The organism is Pantoea sp. CFSAN033090, from assembly GCF_001264395.1.
GTDB lineage: Bacteria > Pseudomonadota > Gammaproteobacteria > Enterobacterales > Enterobacteriaceae > Pantoea > Pantoea agglomerans.
This window is the reverse complement of sequence record NZ_LGYX01000035.1, coordinates 1-19,506: the sequence shown is the minus strand read 5'-3', so window position 1 is coordinate 19,506 and position 19,506 is coordinate 1. Positions and strand designations below refer to the sequence as shown.

Below are 19,506 nucleotides of genomic sequence, written 5' to 3'. Positions count from 1 at the left end.
GGCAAATTTCACTTTATAGCCTTTTTATTCAGCAGGTTAACCTTTAAAAAGCAGATTAATTCCATTCGCGCAATTTGATGGTTAGCAGGCTAACCATGAGCCACTCCTTAAAGCCTGACCATACGGCTCATTAATAGCCGGAAAAGCCGCATACGGGCGCGCATAAAGTTCCGCTTCAGAACCAGCCCGCTCTTCCGATCATCACCGAGTGACATCGTCACGTCAGAGCCCGGGTGCCAGGCTGGCCACACGACTTCCCCCTCCAGCTGATGCTTATATTCCGTAGCATCACGGGCAAAGGTAAACCAGTACTCGCTGACCCGTGCCGCAAATGCCCGATCGGCCTCACTGAAGGGTCGTTCTTCGTTGGGATCCGGCATCTGACTCAGCGTGTTCAGCACATAAGGCACTTCGTTGCCGTGCCAGGTGCCGTGCGGATAGAGGTCACGGGCATGTTCAGAGACATAATCAAACCAGTAGCGCCAGCCTGGCATTCCGGCATTGTGCTGCGCCCGCATCACCAGCCACGGCACCAGGCTGAAGGCCATATCGCGCGCCACGGCACGTCCCAGCCGCTGATCGTCATGAATGTCATACATCCATTTCAGCGTCCGGTAAGTGAGACGATTTTTATCGCGTAGCTGATGCAACACTGCGGTGGCATCCACGCCAAAATATTCCAGCACGCTGGCTTCATCGCTGTTGCTGCCCGCCATCAGCGGCAGACGGTGCTGTTTTGCAGCCATAAAGGTTTTCAGCATCGGCTCAGGCAGAACAGCGTCACCCGCAATCGGCACCGGCGGGATCGCCAGCGGCCCTTCCAGCGACCAGAAGGCATCGGCAGGCAGTGCGCGCAGGTCATCAGCGCTGGCATCGGGCGGCAGACCGAAATGGCGGGCCACCGCCATACCCTGCTGACGCGCTTTTTTCAGCGGCGTATCAGGCAGGCTGTAGGCGCTCTGCACAATCCCTTTATGAAACAGCCCTTCGGCCAGTGGCGAACAGCAGAGTGACAGCACGCTGCGTGCGCCTGAGGATTCACCGAAAAGTGTCACATTGCGGCGGTCGCCGCCAAAGGCAGGAATGTTGCGCTGCACCCACTGCAGTGCGGCAATCTGATCCAGCAGGCCAAAATTGTTGACCGTGCTGGCAACAGGGTATTCAGCATCCAGGGCCGGATGAGAGAAGAAACCGAGATGGCCGAGCCGGTAGTTGAGCGTCACCACCACCGCGCCGCGTGAAGCCATCGGCTTGCCGTTGTAAGGTGCCAGCCCGCCAGCACCAATGGTATAGCCACCACCGTGCAGCCATACCATCACCGGCAGGGGTTTCACGGGCGCGACATCGGGCGTCCAGACATTAAGGTAGAGGCAATCTTCGCTGAACTCACCCGGATCGCCACCGCCCACGGCCTGGCAGTAAGTGCGATTTTGCCAGCCTGAAGCCCCAAACGCGGTGGCGTCGCGCACCTTCTGCCAGGGCGTAACCGGCTGAGGCGGACGCCAGCGCAGTGCGCCAAGCGGTGCCGCCGCATAAGGTATGCCTTTGAATACGAAAAGGTCATCGTCCATGCATCCACGCAACTCCCCCTCAGCAGTCATGATCCTCAGACCTGTTTCGTTTTTCATTCCTGTTTCCCTGTTCAAACGTCCCTCCATTATTTGCAGGCCCGCCAGCATTGTCCAGGTACGGAAGGGATTTGCAGAATATGCCGAAGCGTGAGGGGCAGGCGTGAACATGCTCATCAACAGGTTCAGAGAGTCAGTTAGGGTTATGATTCAACGTTGTTTATCTTTTCGCAATTGGTCAATGACGCTGCCAGCGCCGGAGTGGCGCGTCGTTGCTCTGTTATCACGTGCGGTTGTGCGGCTGTTAATCAGTCAGTCTGCTAATAGATTAAGATACTCACGCGGGTAAACCTGCGCTGAGCGGTAAAGCGTTGTTTTTCCCCAGTCCTGTCAGCATATTACCCGCGTTGCCCCACTTCAGGTCCACTGGCCTTAGCAGGGCGAGTGCGGAGAAAGCGTTGCGGGCAACGCGCCTGTTGCCCGCAGAGGCGTCAGTCTGGCCGTAAGCCACACTGTGCCAGCGAGCGCTGCTGGCGCTCTTCGTATAGCGCCATCTCATCCAGCACGACAGCGCCCAGCGCGGCTTCAAATGCCTGGCGGCTCGCCTGTCCCGCCGAACGAACCTGCGCCCGATCGCCGAGGTTGGACTGGAAAATGCCCGCCGCGCTGACGGGCAGAAAATCTTCGTAGATGATAGGGTCTGCCAGCACACGACCTTCTTCGATGAGGGTCTCCAGCGATTCACCCTGAGCCGGCGGCGTCGCGATGCCCTTTTCACTCAGGCGATAATGGAACCAGGCCAGCTCCTGCTGGCGCAGCGTGGTTTCGTCGTCGGGGAAGTCACGGAAAATCGCCGCCAGATGTTGCTGATGCTGCTGATTATCCTGACCGCTGCCCGCCTCGCTGAGTAGCCGATCGTAGAGCGCACGGCCCTGAGGCGTCAGCGCCACGCCGCGCTGCTCAATTTCACCGAAGCGTGCAGTATGGGTTCCCTGATGCCCATCCTTAAAGATGATCGGCTCTTCCAGCGCTTTAAAGCTGGTCTGACGTAACAGGATCGGTACCTGACGACGCGGCGGTCCCTCGATCAGGGTTTTCGGATCGATACCGCGCGACGGCATCAGTTGCTGTACGCGGTCAATATCCAGCGTGCGCGGCGTGAGATGGTTGATGTGGCAGCCGGGAAAGCAGACCACGTCAGCGATCAGCCGATGCTGCTGGTTCAGCGCCTGATAGGTCTGACTGTCCACGCTGCTATGGGTATGCCAGCGGAAGGTTTCCAGTGCTTCGGTAACAAACTCAGTGGCCTGCTCGTCGGTTAATCCGCCCTGCTGCTGCTGCAGTTCCAAAAGCGCCCGGCAACGGGGGGTGAAAATGTCGCGCGCGGCAAGAATCTCCGACGCCTTTTCACGCAGCGCGTGGTCGTCGATCAGTTCAGGGCGTAACAGCGAGGTAAAGACCCGAAAGGGATTGCGGCGCAACGCCGCATCGGTGACCGGCCGGAACGCCGTGGAGTGAACCGGCACACCAGCCTGAGAGAGATCGTAATAGCCAACCGGGTGCATTCCCATCACCGCAAACAGCTGCCGCAGTGTGGCTAATTCGTCTGCCGTGCCCACACGGATCGCACCGTGACGCTCCAGGTTGAGTCGGTCGATCTCATCGGCTGCGGTGAGACGATCTTTCAGCGCGATATCCGCTTCCAGCGCGCGGTCGTTGACGGTCGCCACCAGTTGCATCAGCGTGCCATATTGCGGCACTTCCTGCTGATACATAGCTGACATCGCCTGAGAGAAACGGGTGCGGATGAGATCCGCACTGAGAAAGTTGTCCATCTTATCCACCTGACACCGTTAGCGTTGCTGCTAATGTAATGCAACACGCTGGCCTCAGCGGAAAAAATCACGAATCTGTGATCGGCTTAAAGCCGTAGCGGTTTTTTAACAGCAGCATCAGGGTGGTGATCACAGCCGGTATTGCCAGCAGCAGAAAGATTACGCTGAAAGACCATCCAAGAGACATCATCTCTGCGCCAACGAAGGCGCTTAAAATCGCGCCGATGCGGCCCACTCCATGCATCCAGCTGGAACCGGTAGCGCGGGCGTGGGTAGGATAATAGCTGGCGGATAAGGCATTCATACCGGTATTGGCCCCGTTGAAACAGAAGCCACTGCAAAAGGCGATCGCACTCATCATGCCCACTTCCGCGGGTGAAAAGCCCAGTGCCACAATAAACAGACCGCCGCAGCCGTAGATCGCCGCCAGCGCCAGATTAGCGTTGAAGCGATCCATCATCCAGCCCGCAAACAGGGAGCCCAGCGTCCCGCCCGCCTGATACATCGCGGTGATAATCGCCGCTTCGGTCACTGACATGCCCAGGGTGTTGACCAGCGACGGCAGCCAGCTGCCAATCAGGTAAACCATGAACAGCCCCATAAAGTAGCCGCCCCACAGCATGGTGCTGCCAAACAGATAGCGGCGTGAAAGTACGGTGCCTATCGCGCCGCTCACCGGCATGGTGGCCTCAGGCGCGTGAAACGCACAGTCGGGCGCGGTTTTGCCCGGCATCATCCGGTCGAGGATGGCGTGAATGCGGGCAGCCGGTGCGCCACGGCTGATAAGAAATCGCACCGACTCCGGCAGGCCGCGGATTAGTAATGGCAACACCAGCAGCGGCAGAATACCGCCCAGCAGCAGCACGGAGTGCCAGTCATAGCGCGGTAGCAGCCAGGAGGCAGCAAATCCCCCGCTGGCGGCACCAAAGGTAAAGCCGCAGAACACCACCGTGATGATAAAAGCCCGCCGCCGCTCAGGTGCATATTCCGCCACCAGCGTGCCGACGTTGGGCATCGCGGCACCCAGTCCCAGTCCGGTCAGGAAACGGAACAGCATCATCTGCTCAATGTTCTGTGACAGCGCCGTTGCCAGCGTCCAGAGACCGAAAAAGAAGACGCTGAGGATAATCATCATGCGACGGCCATAGCGGTCAGCCAGCGGCCCTGCCACCATGGCACCCAGCGCCAGCCCGATTAATGCTGCGCTGATGACGACCCCGAGCTGATGATTGCTCACCCCCCACGCGGCTTTCAGTGTCGGCGCAATAAATCCCATGATCGCAATGTCCATGCCATCGAGTGCCACCACGATAAAACAGAGCGCAATGAGCCGCTTTTGCCAGTGGCTCAGCCCCTGCTGGTTGATAAGCTGGCGGACATCTACCGCCTCGACGCTGGTCAATGAACACTCCTCTGGAGTAACGAAATCTGACATCAGTTTAAGTAAAAAAAACGGCGCTAATGATAGCCGATCGTTAAGCTTAAGCGGTCAGATTTTTATATGATATTGAGAATTATTCAACTTTAAGCTGTTAAGTTATTGATATACCGTAGTCAGAGGATGGCGTATTTCAGCGGCATACCCGGCTGAGCGCTTTTTAATCAGAGAGTTAAAGGGTAACGCGGTCATTTCGAATCGTTTGTTAAAATAAATTTGCAGCAAAGTTAACAGAATTCATTTTTAACAGTTGCCTGAAGCCGGTCATTCTCATTAAGTTTAGGATATGGAAAAAAATATCCTTTTCAATCAGCGCATTCGCTTGCGCCATCTACATACCTTTGTTGCGGTTGCGCAGCAAGGCACACTGGGCCGGGCGGCAGAGACGCTTAGCCTCAGCCAGCCTGCCCTCTCCAAGACCCTGAATGAGCTGGAGGAGCTGACTGGCGTTCGTCTGTTTGAACGTGGCCGGCTGGGCGCGCAGCTGACCACCATGGGAGAGCAGTTTTTGACCCATGCGGTACGGGTACTCGACGCGCTGAACCATGCCGGACAAAGTTTTAATGAGCAGCCGGGCGATGCGCCGGTGATTATCCGGCTGGGGGCATTGACCACTGCTGCGATGGGGATGCTGCCACGCATCCTGGATCGTTTTCATCAATTGCAGCCCAACACCACCATTCAGGTGGCGACACTTCACAATAATGTGTTGCTGGCAGGCTTGCGCGGCGGTGAATTCGATATCGGCATTGGCCGGATGGCGGACAGCGCCATGATGACCGGGCTGACCTATGAATTGCTGTTTCTGGAATCGCTCAAGCTGGTGGTCAGGCCGGAACACCCGCTTTTAAGTGACAACGTCACGCTTTCGCGTGCGATGCAGTGGCCGGTGGTGATATCGCCCGAGGGCACGGCTCCGCGCCGGATTGCACAGCAGATGCTGGATGAACAGGGCTGCACCCTTCCGCCTCACTGCATTGAGACCTCTTCGACTTCACTGGCACGCCAGCTGGCTCTTCGCTACGACTACATCTGGTTCGTCCCTTCAGGGGCGATTAAAGAGGATCTGAGCCACAACGCTGTTTGTGCGCTGCCGATCGCCTCTTCCGGGCCGGGCGAACCGGTGGGCATCATTACCCGCACCGGCGCAGAGCTGAGCCTGAGTGCTGAAGTGCTGATGTCCACCATCCGTAAGTTTCACAGTTAGCGGCTGCGTTTCGCATGCCGCTCGCGGTTTTCAAGCCGGGCTTTATCGGTTTTGCGCAATCCGACATAAAGCGCCCCGGCCCCGCCATGCCGGGTCTGGGCCACGCAAAAGGTCTGTACGTCATCAAACTGCTTTAGCCAGCGCGCCAGATAGCTGCGCACAATGTTGGCATGAGATTCATCATCACGACCTTTACCGTGGATGATCAGCAGATTGCGCAATCCCTGTTTGTGCGCCTGCATCATAAAGTTAAAGAGCGCCTGACGACAGGTTTCGACCGGTTGCCGCAACAGGTTGAGGCTGGCATCCAGTTGATACTCTCCTCTGCGCAGTTTATCCAGAATCCCCTGCTGAATGCCGTCGGCTCTATATTCCAGCGGGGTATTGAGTGGAACGATCTCCAGATCGCCCCGGGTCAGGAAATTCTCCAGCTCAGATTCACCTGGCGGTTTTCGTGGCGCCTTCGTTGAGGGTGCTTTGAGCCACAAGGTTGTGGTGGTGTCTTTTAACGGCGTGACATCGCCCATGGCATCCCGAAAGAGATCATTATCATCAAGGTTCATGGTTTTCTCACACCTGGTTAAAATTGATGGAATGTGCAAATCACGCTTTACCCGTTAGCGTAGCAAAAGCTGGAATCACCGGCCCACCCCACTTTTTCGAAAGTCACTGCCAGTGCAGAAGCGTGTGACAGATCACATAAGCGGAAAGTTTTCTTGACAGTCGGCACTGTCGGGATTCTGAGAAGCCCGTCACATCAGCGTTTGTCGTTGTGTGCTTAGTCCATAATATTTGTAAGTGTAAAACTGCTCGGATGAGTTCCCTTCAGCACAAAAAATGTTAAAATTGACCCCAGTCAATAATCGTCGAGCAAACCATTATGATCCCTGAAAAACGCAGCATTCGTCGTATTCAGTCGGGCGGTTGTGCCATTCACTGCCAGGATTGCAGCATCAGTCAGCTCTGCATCCCCTTTACGCTAAATGAACATGAGCTGGATCAGCTCGACAATATCATTGAGCGTAAAAAACCCATTCAGAAAGGGCAAACGCTTTTCAAAGCAGGCGATGAACTCAAGTCTCTGTATGCGATTCGCTCCGGCACCATTAAAAGCTACACCATTACTGAACAGGGTGATGAGCAGATCACCGGTTTCCATCTGGCGGGCGATTTAGTCGGCTTTGACGCGATTATGGGCTCCAGCCATCCCAGCTTTGCGCAGGCGCTGGAAACGGCCATGGTGTGTGAGATCCCTTTTGAAACGCTTGATGATTTGTCCGGCAAAATGCCGGCCCTGCGTCAGCAGATGATGCGTCTGATGAGCGGTGAAATCAAAGGCGATCAGGACATGATCCTGCTGCTGTCGAAGAAAAATGCTGAAGAGCGCCTGGCGGCGTTTATCTGGAACCTTTCCCGTCGTTTTGGCCAGCGCGGCTTTTCACAGCGCGAATTCCGCCTCACTATGACGCGTGGCGATATCGGTAATTACCTGGGCCTGACGGTTGAAACCATCAGCCGCCTGCTGGGGCGTTTTCAGAAGTCCGGTATGCTGGCGGTGAAAGGCAAGTATATCACGATTGAAAACCACGCCCTGCTGGAAGAGCTCGCCGGTCAGAGCCACCAGGCCGCCTGATCCTCAGCCGGATCAATAAATCTTATTTTGTTGATCCGGCAGTAACTTTTTCACTTCTTCCGCTGTGCAACATAGGCTATCTTTATTCCAGTCGCTCTGGTTTAAGGAGAACGCCTCATGTCCCAGTACCAAAATGTTCTGGTCGCCATTGATGCCCAGCAAGACGATCAGCCCGCGCTGCGACGTGCGGTCTATCTGAATCAACGTCTTGGCGGAAGAATCAAAGCCTTCCTGCCTATCTATGACTTCTCATATGAGATGACCACCCTGCTTTCGCCGGATGAGCGCGCGTCGATGCGCCAGGGCGTGATCAGCCAGCGTACCGAATGGATCCGCGAGCAGGCCCGCGCTTACCTTGATGCCGGTGTCGAAATTGACATCAAAGTGATCTGGCACAACCGTCCCTATGAAGCCATTATTCAGGAAGTGCTCGCCCATCAGCATGACCTGGTGCTGAAGATGGCGCATCAGCACGATCGCCTTGAGTCAGTGATTTTCACTCCAACCGACTGGCACCTGCTGCGTAAATGCCCGTGTCCGGTGTGGATGGTTAAAGATCAGCCGTGGCCGGAAGGCGGTAAAGCGATTGTCGCGGTCAATCTTGCCAGCGAAGAGCCGCATCACGATGGCCTGAATCAGAAGCTGATTCGTGAAACGGTGATCCTGGCGGAAAAGGTGAATCAGACCGAAGTGCATCTGGTCGGCGCCTACCCGATTACCCCTATCAATATTGCTATCGAACTGCCCGATTTTGATCCCAGCGTCTATAACGACGCGATCCGTGGTCAGCATCTGGTGGCAATGAAAGCGCTACGGCAGAAGTTCTCGATTGGTGAAGAGTTCACCCATGTGGCTAAAGGCCTGCCGGAAGAGGTCATCCCCGATCTGGCGGCGCATCTGGGAGCCGGTGTGGTGGTGCTGGGCACGATTGGACGCACCGGCCTGTCGGCGGCATTCCTCGGCAATACGGCGGAACAGGTGATTGATCATCTGCGTTGCGATCTGCTGGCGCTTAAGCCGGACGATTTCAAATCGCCGATTGACCTGGATGATGAAGAGGATGAGGAGGATTAATCCTCCTCAGAAACAGAGAGGGCGGCTGATTAGCCGCCCTTTTTAATTACAGCGCTTTAAGAATCGCTTCCACGCTGGCTTTGGCATCGCCAAACAGCATCTGGCTATTCTCTTTGAAGAACAGCGGATTCTGCACCCCGGCATAGCCGGTGTTCATTGAGCGTTTGAACACTATCACGTTGTGCGCCTTCCACACTTCCAGCACCGGCATGCCCGCAATCGGACTGCGGGGATCATCCTGCGCCGCCGGGTTGACCGTGTCGTTAGCACCAATGACCAGCACCGTGTCGGTGTCGCTGAAATCGTCGTTGATCTCATCCATCTCCAGCACCACGTCATAAGGCACTTTCGCCTCTGCCAGCAGCACGTTCATGTGACCCGGCAGACGCCCCGCCACCGGATGGATACCGAAGCGCACTTTGATGCCAAGCGCACGCAGTCGGGCAGTCATTTCCGCGACCGGATACTGCGCCTGCGCTACCGCCATGCCGTAGCCTGGGGTGATAATCACCGAGCTGGAAGCCTTGAGCATCTCAGCGGTCTCTTCAGCCGTAATCTCACGATGCTCCCCCGCTTCCTGACTTTCATCGCCACTGCTGGCTTCAGTACCAAAGCCGCCCGCTATCACGCTGATAAACGAACGGTTCATCGCTTTGCACATGATGTAGGAGAGGATCGCACCGGATGACCCCACCAGCGCACCGGTCACAATCAGCAGATCGTTGCTCAACATGAAACCAGCAGCGGCGGCGGCCCAGCCTGAATAGGAGTTAAGCATCGAGACCACGACCGGCATATCCGCGCCGCCAATCGACGCGACGAGATGCCAGCCAAACGCCAGCGCAATCACCGTCATCAGCAAGAGTGCAAACACCTGCACAGCCGTGCTGCTGGTGTTAACAAACCACAGCAGCAGCAGGAACGAAACCACCAGCGCCAGCAGATTCAGCTTGTGACGATGCGGTAACGCTAACGGCCGTGAAGAGATTTTGCCGCACAGTTTGCCAAACGCCACCAGCGAGCCGGTGAAGGTGACGGCACCGATAAAGATACCGATAAACACTTCACTGAGATGGATATTCTCCATCACCGCTGGCAGGCCAGGCGCATGGTCGATATAGCTGTTGATGCCCACCAGCACTGCGGCCAGGCCAACAAAGCTGTGCAGAATCGCCACCAGCTCTGGCATTTCCGTCATTTCGACTTTCTTCGCCAGACGAATGCCGATAGCGCCGCCGATGACCATCGCCAGCAGGATCCAGACCACATTACCGCTGTCCGGGCCAAATATGGTGGCGATCAGCGCAATCGCCATACCGCTGATACCGAAAATATTACCCCGCTTTGAGGTCTCATGACGCGAAAGACCAGCAAGGCTACAGATGAACAGAATCGCAGCCACAATATAGGCTGCAGTGACTAATCCGCCAGACATGTGTTACCCCTTACGAAACATTTTCAGCATGCGCTGGGTGACGGTGAAGCCACCAAAGATATTTATGCTGGCAATCAGCACGGCAATAAAGGAGATAAAGGTGACCCAGCCACCGTGGCCCATCTGCAAGACCGCACCGATAACGATGATGCCGGAAATAGCATTGGTTACGGACATCAGCGGTGTATGCAGCGCATGACTGACGTTCCAGACCACGTAATACCCCACCACGCAGGCGAGCGCGAACACGGTAAAATGGGAGAGGAAGTCGGCCGGTGCCACGTTTGCCAGGCAGCCAAACAGCACGATAGCCAGGGCGATCAGCAGATATTTACGCCACGGTGAAACGGGCTTCGCCTCAATCTTTTCTGACGGTTTCGCGGCGGCAGCGGCAGCCTGTGGTGCGGCGGAGACCTGAATCGGCGGGGCTGGCCAGGTCACTTCGCCATCGCGTACCACGGTGACACCACGCACCACCACATCTTCGAAATCGACCTGGATTTCGCCATTTTTCTCTTTACACAGCAGCTTGATCAGATTGACCAGATTGGTGCCGTAGAGCTGGGAGGATTGTGTCGCCAGACGGCTGGGCAGATCGGTGTAACCGATGATTTTCACACCATTCGGCGTAACGGTAACCTGATCAGCGACGGTCAGCGCACAGTTGCCGCCGGTCTGCGCCGCCAGATCAACAATGACGCTGCCCGGCTTCATGCTGGCGACCATCTCTTCGGTGATCAGTTTCGGAGCCGGTTTGCCTGGGATCAGCGCCGTGGTGACAATGATGTCCACGTCTCTGGCCTGACTGGCAAACAGCGCCATCTCAGCTTTGATGAAAGCCTCGGACATGACTTTGGCATAGCCGTCGCCGCTACCCGCTTCCTCTTCAAAGCCGAGCTCAAGGAATTCGGCGCCCATACTCTGCACCTGCTCTTTGACTTCGGGACGGGTATCAAACGCCCGGACAATCGCGCCCAGGCTGCCCGCTGCGCCAATCGCGGCCAGCCCGGCAACACCGGCCCCAATCACCATCACTTTTGCCGGTGGCACTTTACCGGCTGCGGTGATCTGACCGGTAAAGAAGCGACCAAATTCATGGGCGGCTTCGACAATGGCGCGATAACCGGCAATGTTCGCCATAGAGCTCAGGGCATCCAGCGACTGCGCCCGTGAAATACGCGGCACTGAATCCATTGCCATTACCGTGACCTGACGTGCGGCCAGTTTTGACAGCAGTTCGGGATTCTGTGCGGGCCAGATAAAACTGACCAGCGTGCTGCCCGCACGCGTCAGCGCAATCTCTTCGTCATCCGGCGCATTCACCTTCAGCACGATATCGGACTGCCAGACCTGCTCTCTGTCGCTGAGTGTGGCACCGGCTGCGATATAGCTTTCATCATCGAAGCTGGCGCGTTTACCGGCGTCATGCTCAAGGGTGACGCTGAAACCCAGCTTGATGAGTTGTTCCACGGTCTTAGGCGTGGCGGCCACGCGCGACTCGTTTGGCAACCTTTCCTTGGGTATTCCAATTAACATAGTGTTTCCTTTCATCGGTTAAAGGATGATGGCCCGAACCTGCACCACGAGAGCGCGACTGAAACGCGATTTCAGCCGCTTTTGGACGAAACGCAGGTATTTCAAAGTGTTTATAACCTACTGAAAATGTGACGAGCGATCTACAGCGACTAGGCAGAGTGATGACATTCACCCAATTATGCAGTGTTCTGTTAAGAAACCTGCGTTATCCCACTGCAAAATAGTCTCACAGGCAGATAATCTGCCAGAGATAATCGTACCCAGACGAATTAATCAACAACAAAAACCTTTATTTAACAATGCATTAACTATTTTATCGCTAACAGTTACCGCTTTTAGTGGTAACTATCACTAAAACTGGCCATAACTGCGTTTGATGACAAACAAATGAAAAAATCATGGTTGAATAACGCGATCTGACACAAAAAATCGCTGCGACAGTCTGTTTATAACATGCAATAATCAGCGGCTATTCTGTTATACATCAAGAGTCCAGCACGTTTTCGTACTCATTTTTGCGTAAGGCGAAGGATTATTTTTATGAAGCTGAAGAACACTATTCTGGCGACCACTCTGTTGTCCCTGCTGGCAGCCAACGCATTCGCTGCGCAGGAACTTACGCCAGAAAAAGCGGCCGCGTTGAAGCCATTCGAACGTATTAATATCACCGGCCGTTTCAACGCAATTGGCGACGCTGCCGATGCGGTATCTAAGCGTGCAGATCAGATGGGCGCTGCCTCTTATTACATCCAGGCGATCAACGACAGCAACGGTAACAGCGGTAACTGGCGCGTTACGGCTGACCTCTATAAAGCCGATGCCCCGGCAGCCACAGAGTCAACGACTTACCGTCGTTTCAACGGCGTAAACGAACTGCCAAAAGCAGAAGCGTATAAACTCGAACCCTTCGATACCGTTTCGGTCAGCGGCTTCTTTGCCAGCCAGCCGGATGTAAACGACGCAATTTCGAAAGCCGCAAAACAGAAAGGCGCAGCCTCCTTCTTTATCGTTCGCCAGATCGATGCCAACAGCGGCGGCAATCAGTATGTCACCGCCTATGTCTATAAAGCGGATGCTAAAGAGCGCGCGGTGCAGACACCGAATGCGATTCCTGCCGATTCAGAAGCGGGTAAAGCCGCACTGGCAACCGGTGGCGCTGCGGCGGCTAACGTAGAGATTCCAGGCGTGGCCTCGTCTGAAACGCCAAGCAACAAAGTGGGCCGTTTCTTCGAAACCCAAAGCTCTACCGGCAAGCGCTATACCGTTAATCTGCCAAACGGCAAATCGGTGCAGGAAGTGAATGCCATTACTGCTGCTCAGATGCAGCCGTTCGATACCGTAACCTTCACCGGTCACTTCGGTACGCCAACTGAGATTTCAGAAGAAGTGGCGAAGCGTGCGGCGGACAAAGGTGCCAAGTTCTACCACGTTACCCGTCAGTGGCAGAACCAGAGTGGCGGTAACCTGACCGTCACGGCTGACCTGTTTAAGTAATCCTCCTCAGGGCGGCGCCTGCCGCCCTGCTGTTTGCATAATTCCTGCGCTGTTTTGCATAGTCACGCATTGCCATCCCCTGCCACACTCCGTAAAATCCTCCGCCTGTTTTACCGGATATTGTCCCTGTATTGTGCCTTTGGTGTGACATAACCCAGCGACAGAATCCGATTTACCCAGCCATATATGCTAGCGGGAAGGTTGTTTTGGAGAAAAAATTAGGTCTCGGTGCGCTGACGGCGCTGGTGCTCAGCTCTATGCTGGGCGCAGGCGTGTTCAGTCTGCCGCAAAATATGGCTGCAGTGGCCGGTCCGGCGGCGCTGCTGCTGGGCTGGCTGATTACCGGCGTCGGCATCATCTTTCTGTCTCTGGCGATGCTGCTGCTGACCCGCCTTAAACCCGAGCTGGATGGTGGCATCTTTACCTATGCCCGTGCCGGTTTCGGCGAGCTGATGGGCTTCTGCTCCGCCTGGGGCTACTGGCTGTGCGCCGTGATTGCCAACGTCTCCTATCTGGTGATTGTCTTCTCTGCCCTGAGCTTCTTCACCGATACGCCGGACCGGATTATCTTTGGCGATGGCAACACCTGGCAGGCGATGCTGGGCGCATCCGTGCTGCTGTGGCTGGTTCACTGGCTGGTGCTGCGCGGCGTGCAGACCGCTGCCAGCATTAATCTGATGGCGACGCTCGGCAAGCTGGTGCCGCTGCTGCTGTTTATTGTGCTGGCGGTGATGGCGTTCAACTATGATCGCTTCCGCTTTGATTTTTCCGGCGTCACGCTAGGGCAACCGCTTTGGGAGCAGGTCAAACAGACCATGCTGATTACCCTGTGGGTCTTTATCGGCGTCGAGGGGGCGGTGGTGGTTTCTGCACGCGCGCGCCAGAAAAAGGATGTGGGCCGAGCTACACTATTCGCCGTGCTGGCAGCGCTGCTGGTCTATCTGCTGGTGACACTGCTGTCGCTTGGCGTGGTTCCACGTGCTGAACTGGCTCAGATGCGTAACCCCTCCATGGCGGGATTGATGACCCGACTGATGGGCAACTGGGGCGATGCGGTGATTGCGGTGGGTCTGGTTATCTCGGTGTGCGGTGCCTATCTGAGCTGGACGATTATGGCCGCTGAAGTGCCCCTGATTGCTGCGCAACAGGGTGCATTTCCACGCAGTATCGCCCGACAAAACCGCCATAACGCGCCAGCCGCCTCACTGTGGCTGACCAACGGCAGTATTCAGCTCTGCCTGATCCTGATTGCCCTGACTGGTGCGAATTACAACAACCTGCTGACCATCGCCTCTGAGATGATTCTGGTGCCCTATCTGCTGGTGGGGTTATATCTGATCAAAGTAGTACGCGGACAGCATAAACCGCTGGCGATGGCGACCGGTATCGGTGCCAGCCTGTATGGCATCTGGCTGCTTTACGCCTCGGGGCCATTGCACCTGATGATGTCTGTGGTGCTCTATACACCGGGCCTGCTGCTGTTTCTGTTTGCACGACGCGGTGGCCGCGCAGAGTTTGCGCTGACTTCGCTGGAGCGGATTGCAATGGGATTGCTGATTGCCGCGACGCTGCCCGCCGTGTGGCAGTTGACGACTTAGCGCCTGGCCCGGCAGGCGTAATGGTTGCAGGCACTCCGGACCCGGCCAGCGCGAAGCAACCCGGCGTACAGATAGTACGTGAGGATGGTGAGCACTGCCCAGGTTCAGACTGACAAATCAGATAGCCTGAAGGGAAAGGCTCTTAGTGTGACTGCACAGGTATTGAGACACACAGCAGGTCATCCTGCTGTGTCAGATTCAGCGGCCTGGAATATTCATGATGGATCGCGTCCAATTGCTCCGCCGAAAGCGGATAAGGAAGCTGAATATCGAAGCGACTAATCTGCTGTTGTTCCGCAAGGGTAATCAGGCGCGCGATATTAATTTCGTCGCTGACCTGAGTAGAAATGATTTGTAATGCTAATTCTTTTAACGGGTCGTCACTGCCCTGTAAGCGGTGTGCCGATTTACGTGTCACCATGCCAAATATCGGCATCACACCATAAATAGCATCGACGAAGCTCCAGCGCTTTTTGCAGGAAGCGGAGAGAAAGTCACTGTAATTGAAGCAGATGCGGTCGGGGTATATGGCTGATGCCAGCTCTTTATCAGACACACTAACGCTCCTCATGATAATCATCAATATCCCAAACCTGGCGCAAAAAGGCCGCGCTAATGATTGCACATTTTGCCGGTTATATACCAGCAAGCCACGGATATTTCGTGCGGTAACGTAGAGCTCAGGACCAGGAAAAGATATGCTTCCGTCCATCCCTGTCTCTGCTTTGTGAACTATGAACAAAATTGTTTATGTAGAAGATGAACCCGAAGTGGGCTCACTGATTGCGGCCTATCTGGGTCGTCATGATATTGAGGTGATTGTCGAGATGCGCGGCGACCGTGCTGAAGCGGTCATTGCCGAACAGCAGCCCGATCTGGTGATGCTGGATATCATGTTGCCAGGCAAAGATGGCATGACTATCTGCCGTGACCTGCGGGCCAACTGGCAGGGGCCGATCGTGCTGCTCACCTCACTGGACAGCGACATGAACCATATTCTGGCCCTGGAGATGGGTGCGCAGGATTACATTCTGAAAACCACGCCGCCGGCGGTACTGCTGGCCCGCCTGCGCCTTCATCTGCGTCAGTCGCAGCAGGGACAGCCGGACGATGCGCCCAGCGCACCCGCCGCCAACCGTATGCTGCGTTTTGGCTCGCTGACCATCGATGCGCTGAACCGCCAGGTCACGCTGTTTGACGAGCAGATTGCCCTTTCCACCGCAGATTTCGATCTGCTGTGGGTACTCGCCAGCCATGCAGGCCAGACGCTTAACCGTGATGCGCTGCTGAAAACGTTGCGCGGGGTCAGCTATGACGGCCTTGACCGCAGCATCGACGTGGCCATCTCCCGGTTGCGCAAAAAGCTGCACGACAGCGCCACCGAGCCGTTCCGCATTAAAACCATTCGTAACAAAGGCTATCTGTTTGCGCCCCAGGCCTGGGATACCCGCGGACTATGAGAAAGCTTTTTATTCAGTTTTATCTGCTGCTGTTTGTCTGCTTTCTGGTGATGGCGCTGCTGGTGGGGCTGGTCTACAAGTTCACCGCTGAACGTGCGGGCCGCCAGTCAATGAATGACCTGATGGCCAGTTCGCTCTACCTGATCCGCAGCGAACTGCGCGAGATCCCGCCGCGTGACTGGAATAAAACCATCAAGAGTCTCGATCTCGGCCTGTCGTTCGACCTGCACATCGAGCCGATGAATAAATATCAGCTTGATGAAGGAAACATGCGTCGGTTGCGCGCCGGAGAGATCGTGGCGCTCGACGATCAATACACCTTTTTGCAGCACATTCCGCGCAGCCACTACGTATTGTCAGTCGGGCCGATTCCCTATCTCTTCTATCTGCATCAGATGCGACTGCTGGATATTGCCCTGCTGATCTTTATAGGGATGTCACTGGCGCTGCCGGTGTTTATCTGGCTGCGCCCCCACTGGCAGGAGATGCAGCGACTGGAAAAAGCGGCTCAGCGCTTTGGCCGTGGCGAGCTGGACGTGCGCACCCATTTCGACAGCACCTCCAGCCTGTTCCGGCTCGGCATCGCCTTTAACCAGATGGCTGAGAACATCAATACGCTGGTTGCCAGTAAGAAGCAGCTGATAGACGGTATTGCGCATGAGCTACGCACACCGCTGGTGCGCCTGCGTTACCGGCTGGAGATGAGCGACAACCTCACTGATAGCGAACGGGTGGCGCTGAATCGCGATATCGGCCAGCTCGAAAGCCTGATTGAGGAGCTGCTTACCTATGCGCGTCTTGACCGGCCGCGCGTCGATCTCAATCTGAAATCGCTGGATTTGGCCAACTGGCTGCGCGAGCGGCTTGACGATTTCCGCACCATTAATCCCGACGTGCGGCTCGACCTTGAGCTGCCGCAGCGTGAAAACATCGGCATTTCTGATACCCGCCTGATGGAGCGGGTACTGGATAACCTGGTAAACAATGCGCTGCGTTATGCGCAACAGCGGCTGCGCGTCAGTTTGTGGTTCGACGGTCCGATAGGGTGTCTGCAGGTGGAAGATGACGGTCCCGGCATTCCGCCTGAAGAGCGTGAACGGGTTTTCGAACCCTTTGTCCGGCTGGACCCCAGCCGCGATCGCGCTACAGGCGGCTGCGGACTGGGACTTGCGATTGTGCACTCTATTGCCCAGGCGCTGAGCGGCAATGTGACTATTGAATCCAGTCCGCTGGGCGGCGCCAGCGTTCGCTTTTGCTGGCCGGTTGATCTAACCTTGCGGGAAATTCCGCTGCGTTAAAAACCACAAGGAGTCTTACGTGACCTCAGCGTATCAACAACTTACCAAGACGTTCCAGCGCCTTTCCCGTTTCAGTCACGTCACGGCCATCGCCGGATGTGACATGCAAACCACCATGCCGCCGGGCGGCAGTCAGGCGCGTGGTGAAGCGCTGGCCGAAATGAGCGTGTTGCAGCACCAGATCCTCACTGCCCCTCAGGTTGGTGAGTGGCTCAGGGCCGCAGAGCAGCAGTCACTCAACGATGTTGAGCGGGCCAATCTCAACGAGATGCAGCGCGCTTACCAGCAGGCCACCCTGCTGCCTGATGATTTTGTAGAAGCCAAATCAATCGCCGGTTCGGTATGTGAACATGCATGGCGCACTCAGCGTCCCGCCAACGACTGGCAGGGCTTCGCCGCCAATCTCAAAGAGGTGGTGCGTCTGAGCCGCGAAGAGGCCCAGCGCCGCGCCGACGCCACTGGCAGCTCGCGTTACGATGCGCTGCTGGATCTTTATGAACCGGGGATGACCCGCGCCCGGCTGGATGAAACCTTTGGCGAACTGAAAACCTGGCTGCCCGATCTGTTACAGCAGGTCGTGGAAAAACAGGCGCAACAGACTGTTGTCACGCCGCAGGGGCCGTTCGCCCTGCCTGCTCAGCGTCAGCTCGGCCTGAGCATCATGGAAACGCTGGGTTTCGACTTCAACCATGGCCGGCTGGATATCAGTGCGCATCCCTTCTGCGGTGGCGTGCCGGAAGATGTGCGCATTACCACCCGTTACAACGAGAATGAGTTTCTCAGCGCCCTGATGGGCGTGATTCACGAAACCGGCCACGCGCGCTATGAGCAAAATCTGCCGCAGCAGTGGCGCGGGCAGCCGGTGGCGCTGGCGCGCTCCACCGCTATCCACGAATCACAAAGCCTGTTTATGGAGATGCAGCTTGGTCGCAGCCGCGAATTCCTGCAGCACATTCTGCCGCAGGTCATCGCCACCTTTGGCGACCAGCCTGCCCTGCAGGCGGATAATTTTGTGCGCCTGACCCAGCAGGTTAAGCCTGGCCTGATCCGGGTTGACGCCGATGAGCTCAGCTATCCGGCGCATATCATTCTGCGTTATGAAATCGAGCAGGCGCTGATTGAAGGCGAGATTGAGGTTGAGGATATTCCGGCGCTGTGGGATGAGAAAATGATGCAGTCGCTGGGTCTGGATACCCGGGGTAACTACCGCGATGGCTGTATGCAGGATATCCACTGGACCGACGGCGCCTTTGGCTACTTCCCGACCTATACGCTGGGCGCGATGTACGCAGCACAGCTGTTCCGCTCGGTACATCTTGCGATTCCTCAGCTCAGCGAGCTGATTCAGCACGGTGAGCTGCAGCCGGTATTCGACTGGCTGCAACAGAACATCTGGCAGCACGGCAGCCGTTTCTCCACCGACCAGCTGCTGATCAACGCCACCGGCGAAGCGCTGAATCCGGCTTTCTTCCGCCAGCACCTTGAACAACGTTACCTGAATAGCTAAGCTCTCGGGCGGTCAGCTGACCGCCCTTTCCCGCCTTTGTACAATCGGTTACACGCCGATACCAAACACCCACGGACACCGTTCATTGATATCCCTATAGTCTCTTCACCGGCCCCGCAGTGGGCTACACATGAAAAAATAGTCTTCGAGGGATTTGCAATGAAAAAATTATTTGCACTGGTTGTTGCCGCTGCTATGGGTATGTCTTCTGTTGCTTTCGCTGCTGACACCACAGCTGCTCCAGCTGCTGCGCCAGCCGCAACAACCACTACTACCGCTGCAGCACCGGCTAAAACCGTTCACAAAACTGCGCACAAGAAACACCATAAAGCGGCTCAGAAAGCGCAGGCTGCTAAGAAACACCACAAAAAAGCTGTGAAAAAAGATGCCGCGCAGAAAGCGCAGGCTGCTAAAAAAGTTCAC

General features: G+C 56.1%; 16 protein-coding genes. 9 read left to right on the top strand and 7 right to left on the bottom strand.

Annotated features, from left to right (window positions below; all coding sequences use genetic code 11):
• Positions 1–107: 107 nt before the first annotated feature.
• From AFL22_RS22595 to AFL22_RS22585, 3 genes are all read right to left on the bottom strand, one after another.
• Entirely contained in the window at positions 108–1,628 is a 1,521-nt protein-coding gene (locus AFL22_RS22595) for a carboxylesterase/lipase family protein (protein WP_052272211.1), read from the bottom strand.
• Between the two features lie 431 nt (positions 1,629–2,059).
• Complete coding sequence (locus AFL22_RS22590; RefSeq protein WP_052272210.1) at positions 2,060–3,403, bottom strand: VOC family protein; 1,344 nt, start codon at positions 3,401–3,403, stop codon at positions 2,060–2,062.
• Between the two features lie 67 nt (positions 3,404–3,470).
• Positions 3,471–4,805, bottom strand: a complete 1,335-nt coding sequence (locus AFL22_RS22585; RefSeq protein ID WP_045140321.1) for an aromatic acid/H+ symport family MFS transporter — start codon at positions 4,803–4,805, stop codon at positions 3,471–3,473.
• A 322-nt stretch (positions 4,806–5,127) separates the two neighbouring features.
• Here AFL22_RS22585 and AFL22_RS22580 point away from each other — a divergent pair, with 322 nt between their 5' ends.
• On the top strand, positions 5,128–6,048 hold the full coding sequence (locus AFL22_RS22580) for a LysR substrate-binding domain-containing protein (protein WP_010670205.1): 921 nt from the start codon (positions 5,128–5,130) through the stop codon (positions 6,046–6,048).
• Here AFL22_RS22580 and smrA read toward each other — a convergent pair.
• Positions 6,045–6,611: a DNA endonuclease SmrA gene (smrA, locus tag AFL22_RS22575; RefSeq protein WP_052272209.1), complete on the bottom strand. Its 567-nt coding sequence runs from the start codon at positions 6,609–6,611 to the stop codon at positions 6,045–6,047. The two genes, AFL22_RS22580 and smrA, sit on opposite strands and share 4 nt — an antisense overlap.
• 317 nt (positions 6,612–6,928) lie before the next feature.
• Between smrA and AFL22_RS22570 the strand changes: the two genes are divergently transcribed.
• Together AFL22_RS22570 and uspE are read left to right on the top strand one after the other, a co-directional pair.
• The gene (locus AFL22_RS22570; protein ID WP_010244686.1) at positions 6,929–7,681 is read left to right on the top strand and encodes an FNR family transcription factor; all 753 of its coding nucleotides are present in this window, start codon (positions 6,929–6,931) and stop codon (positions 7,679–7,681) included.
• 117 nt (positions 7,682–7,798) lie between these two features.
• Positions 7,799–8,755, top strand: coding sequence for a universal stress protein UspE (uspE, locus tag AFL22_RS22565; protein WP_010244683.1), 957 nt, complete (start codon positions 7,799–7,801; stop codon positions 8,753–8,755).
• Positions 8,756–8,801: 46 nt separating this feature from the next.
• On the opposite strand, the gene pntB is transcribed toward uspE, so the two are convergent.
• Both pntB and pntA read right to left on the bottom strand, forming a co-directional pair.
• The gene (pntB, locus tag AFL22_RS22560) at positions 8,802–10,190 is read right to left on the bottom strand and encodes a Re/Si-specific NAD(P)(+) transhydrogenase subunit beta (protein ID WP_010670206.1); all 1,389 of its coding nucleotides are present in this window, start codon (positions 10,188–10,190) and stop codon (positions 8,802–8,804) included.
• Positions 10,191–10,193: 3 nt separating this feature from the next.
• Positions 10,194–11,726, bottom strand: a complete 1,533-nt coding sequence (pntA, locus tag AFL22_RS22555) for a Re/Si-specific NAD(P)(+) transhydrogenase subunit alpha (protein ID WP_052272208.1) — start codon at positions 11,724–11,726, stop codon at positions 10,194–10,196.
• Positions 11,727–12,266: 540 nt separating this feature from the next.
• Here pntA and ydgH point away from each other — a divergent pair.
• Together ydgH and AFL22_RS22545 are read left to right on the top strand one after the other, a co-directional pair.
• Positions 12,267–13,220 (top strand): DUF1471 family protein YdgH, encoded by a 954-nt coding sequence (gene ydgH, locus AFL22_RS22550; protein ID WP_010244673.1) that lies wholly within the window; start codon positions 12,267–12,269, stop codon positions 13,218–13,220.
• A gap of 206 nt (positions 13,221–13,426) precedes the next feature.
• A complete protein-coding gene (locus AFL22_RS22545; RefSeq protein WP_033757764.1) occupies positions 13,427–14,818 on the top strand; it encodes a basic amino acid/polyamine antiporter in 1,392 nt (463 codons plus the stop codon).
• A 142-nt stretch (positions 14,819–14,960) separates the two neighbouring features.
• On the opposite strand, the gene AFL22_RS22540 is transcribed toward AFL22_RS22545, so the two are convergent.
• The gene (locus AFL22_RS22540; protein WP_010244668.1) at positions 14,961–15,374 is read right to left on the bottom strand and encodes a hypothetical protein; all 414 of its coding nucleotides are present in this window, start codon (positions 15,372–15,374) and stop codon (positions 14,961–14,963) included.
• Between the two features lie 178 nt (positions 15,375–15,552).
• On the opposite strand from AFL22_RS22540, the gene rstA reads away from it, so the two are divergent.
• The 4 genes from rstA to asr all read left to right on the top strand — a co-directional run.
• On the top strand, positions 15,553–16,278 hold the full coding sequence (gene rstA / locus AFL22_RS22535; RefSeq protein WP_010244666.1) for a two-component system response regulator RstA: 726 nt from the start codon (positions 15,553–15,555) through the stop codon (positions 16,276–16,278).
• Positions 16,275–17,576, top strand: a complete 1,302-nt coding sequence (gene rstB, locus AFL22_RS22530; protein WP_031594283.1) for a two-component system sensor histidine kinase RstB — start codon at positions 16,275–16,277, stop codon at positions 17,574–17,576. Before rstA ends, rstB begins: the two co-directional genes overlap by 4 nt.
• A 19-nt stretch (positions 17,577–17,595) precedes the next feature.
• Positions 17,596–19,083 (top strand): carboxypeptidase M32, encoded by a 1,488-nt coding sequence (locus AFL22_RS22525; protein ID WP_052272207.1) that lies wholly within the window; start codon positions 17,596–17,598, stop codon positions 19,081–19,083.
• Between the two features lie 159 nt (positions 19,084–19,242).
• On the top strand, positions 19,243–19,506 hold a 264-nt coding region (gene asr / locus AFL22_RS22520), incomplete at its 3' end, for an acid resistance repetitive basic protein Asr (RefSeq protein WP_156311614.1).

Coding starts and splice junctions, on each gene's coding strand:
- rstA (WP_010244666.1), top strand. CDS start 15,553: ATGAACAAAATTGTTTATGTAGAAGATGAACCCGAAGTGGGCTCACTG.
- AFL22_RS22595 (WP_052272211.1), bottom strand. CDS start 1,628: ATGAAAAACGAAACAGGTCTGAGGATCATGACTGCTGAGGGGGAGTTG.
- rstB (WP_031594283.1), top strand. CDS start 16,275: ATGAGAAAGCTTTTTATTCAGTTTTATCTGCTGCTGTTTGTCTGCTTT.
- smrA (WP_052272209.1), bottom strand. CDS start 6,611: ATGAACCTTGATGATAATGATCTCTTTCGGGATGCCATGGGCGATGTC.
- AFL22_RS22580 (WP_010670205.1), top strand. CDS start 5,128: ATGGAAAAAAATATCCTTTTCAATCAGCGCATTCGCTTGCGCCATCTA.
- pntA (WP_052272208.1), bottom strand. CDS start 11,726: ATGTTAATTGGAATACCCAAGGAAAGGTTGCCAAACGAGTCGCGCGTG.
- pntB (WP_010670206.1), bottom strand. CDS start 10,190: ATGTCTGGCGGATTAGTCACTGCAGCCTATATTGTGGCTGCGATTCTG.
- ydgH (WP_010244673.1), top strand. CDS start 12,267: ATGAAGCTGAAGAACACTATTCTGGCGACCACTCTGTTGTCCCTGCTG.
- AFL22_RS22590 (WP_052272210.1), bottom strand. CDS start 3,403: ATGGACAACTTTCTCAGTGCGGATCTCATCCGCACCCGTTTCTCTCAG.
- AFL22_RS22570 (WP_010244686.1), top strand. CDS start 6,929: ATGATCCCTGAAAAACGCAGCATTCGTCGTATTCAGTCGGGCGGTTGT.
- uspE (WP_010244683.1), top strand. CDS start 7,799: ATGTCCCAGTACCAAAATGTTCTGGTCGCCATTGATGCCCAGCAAGAC.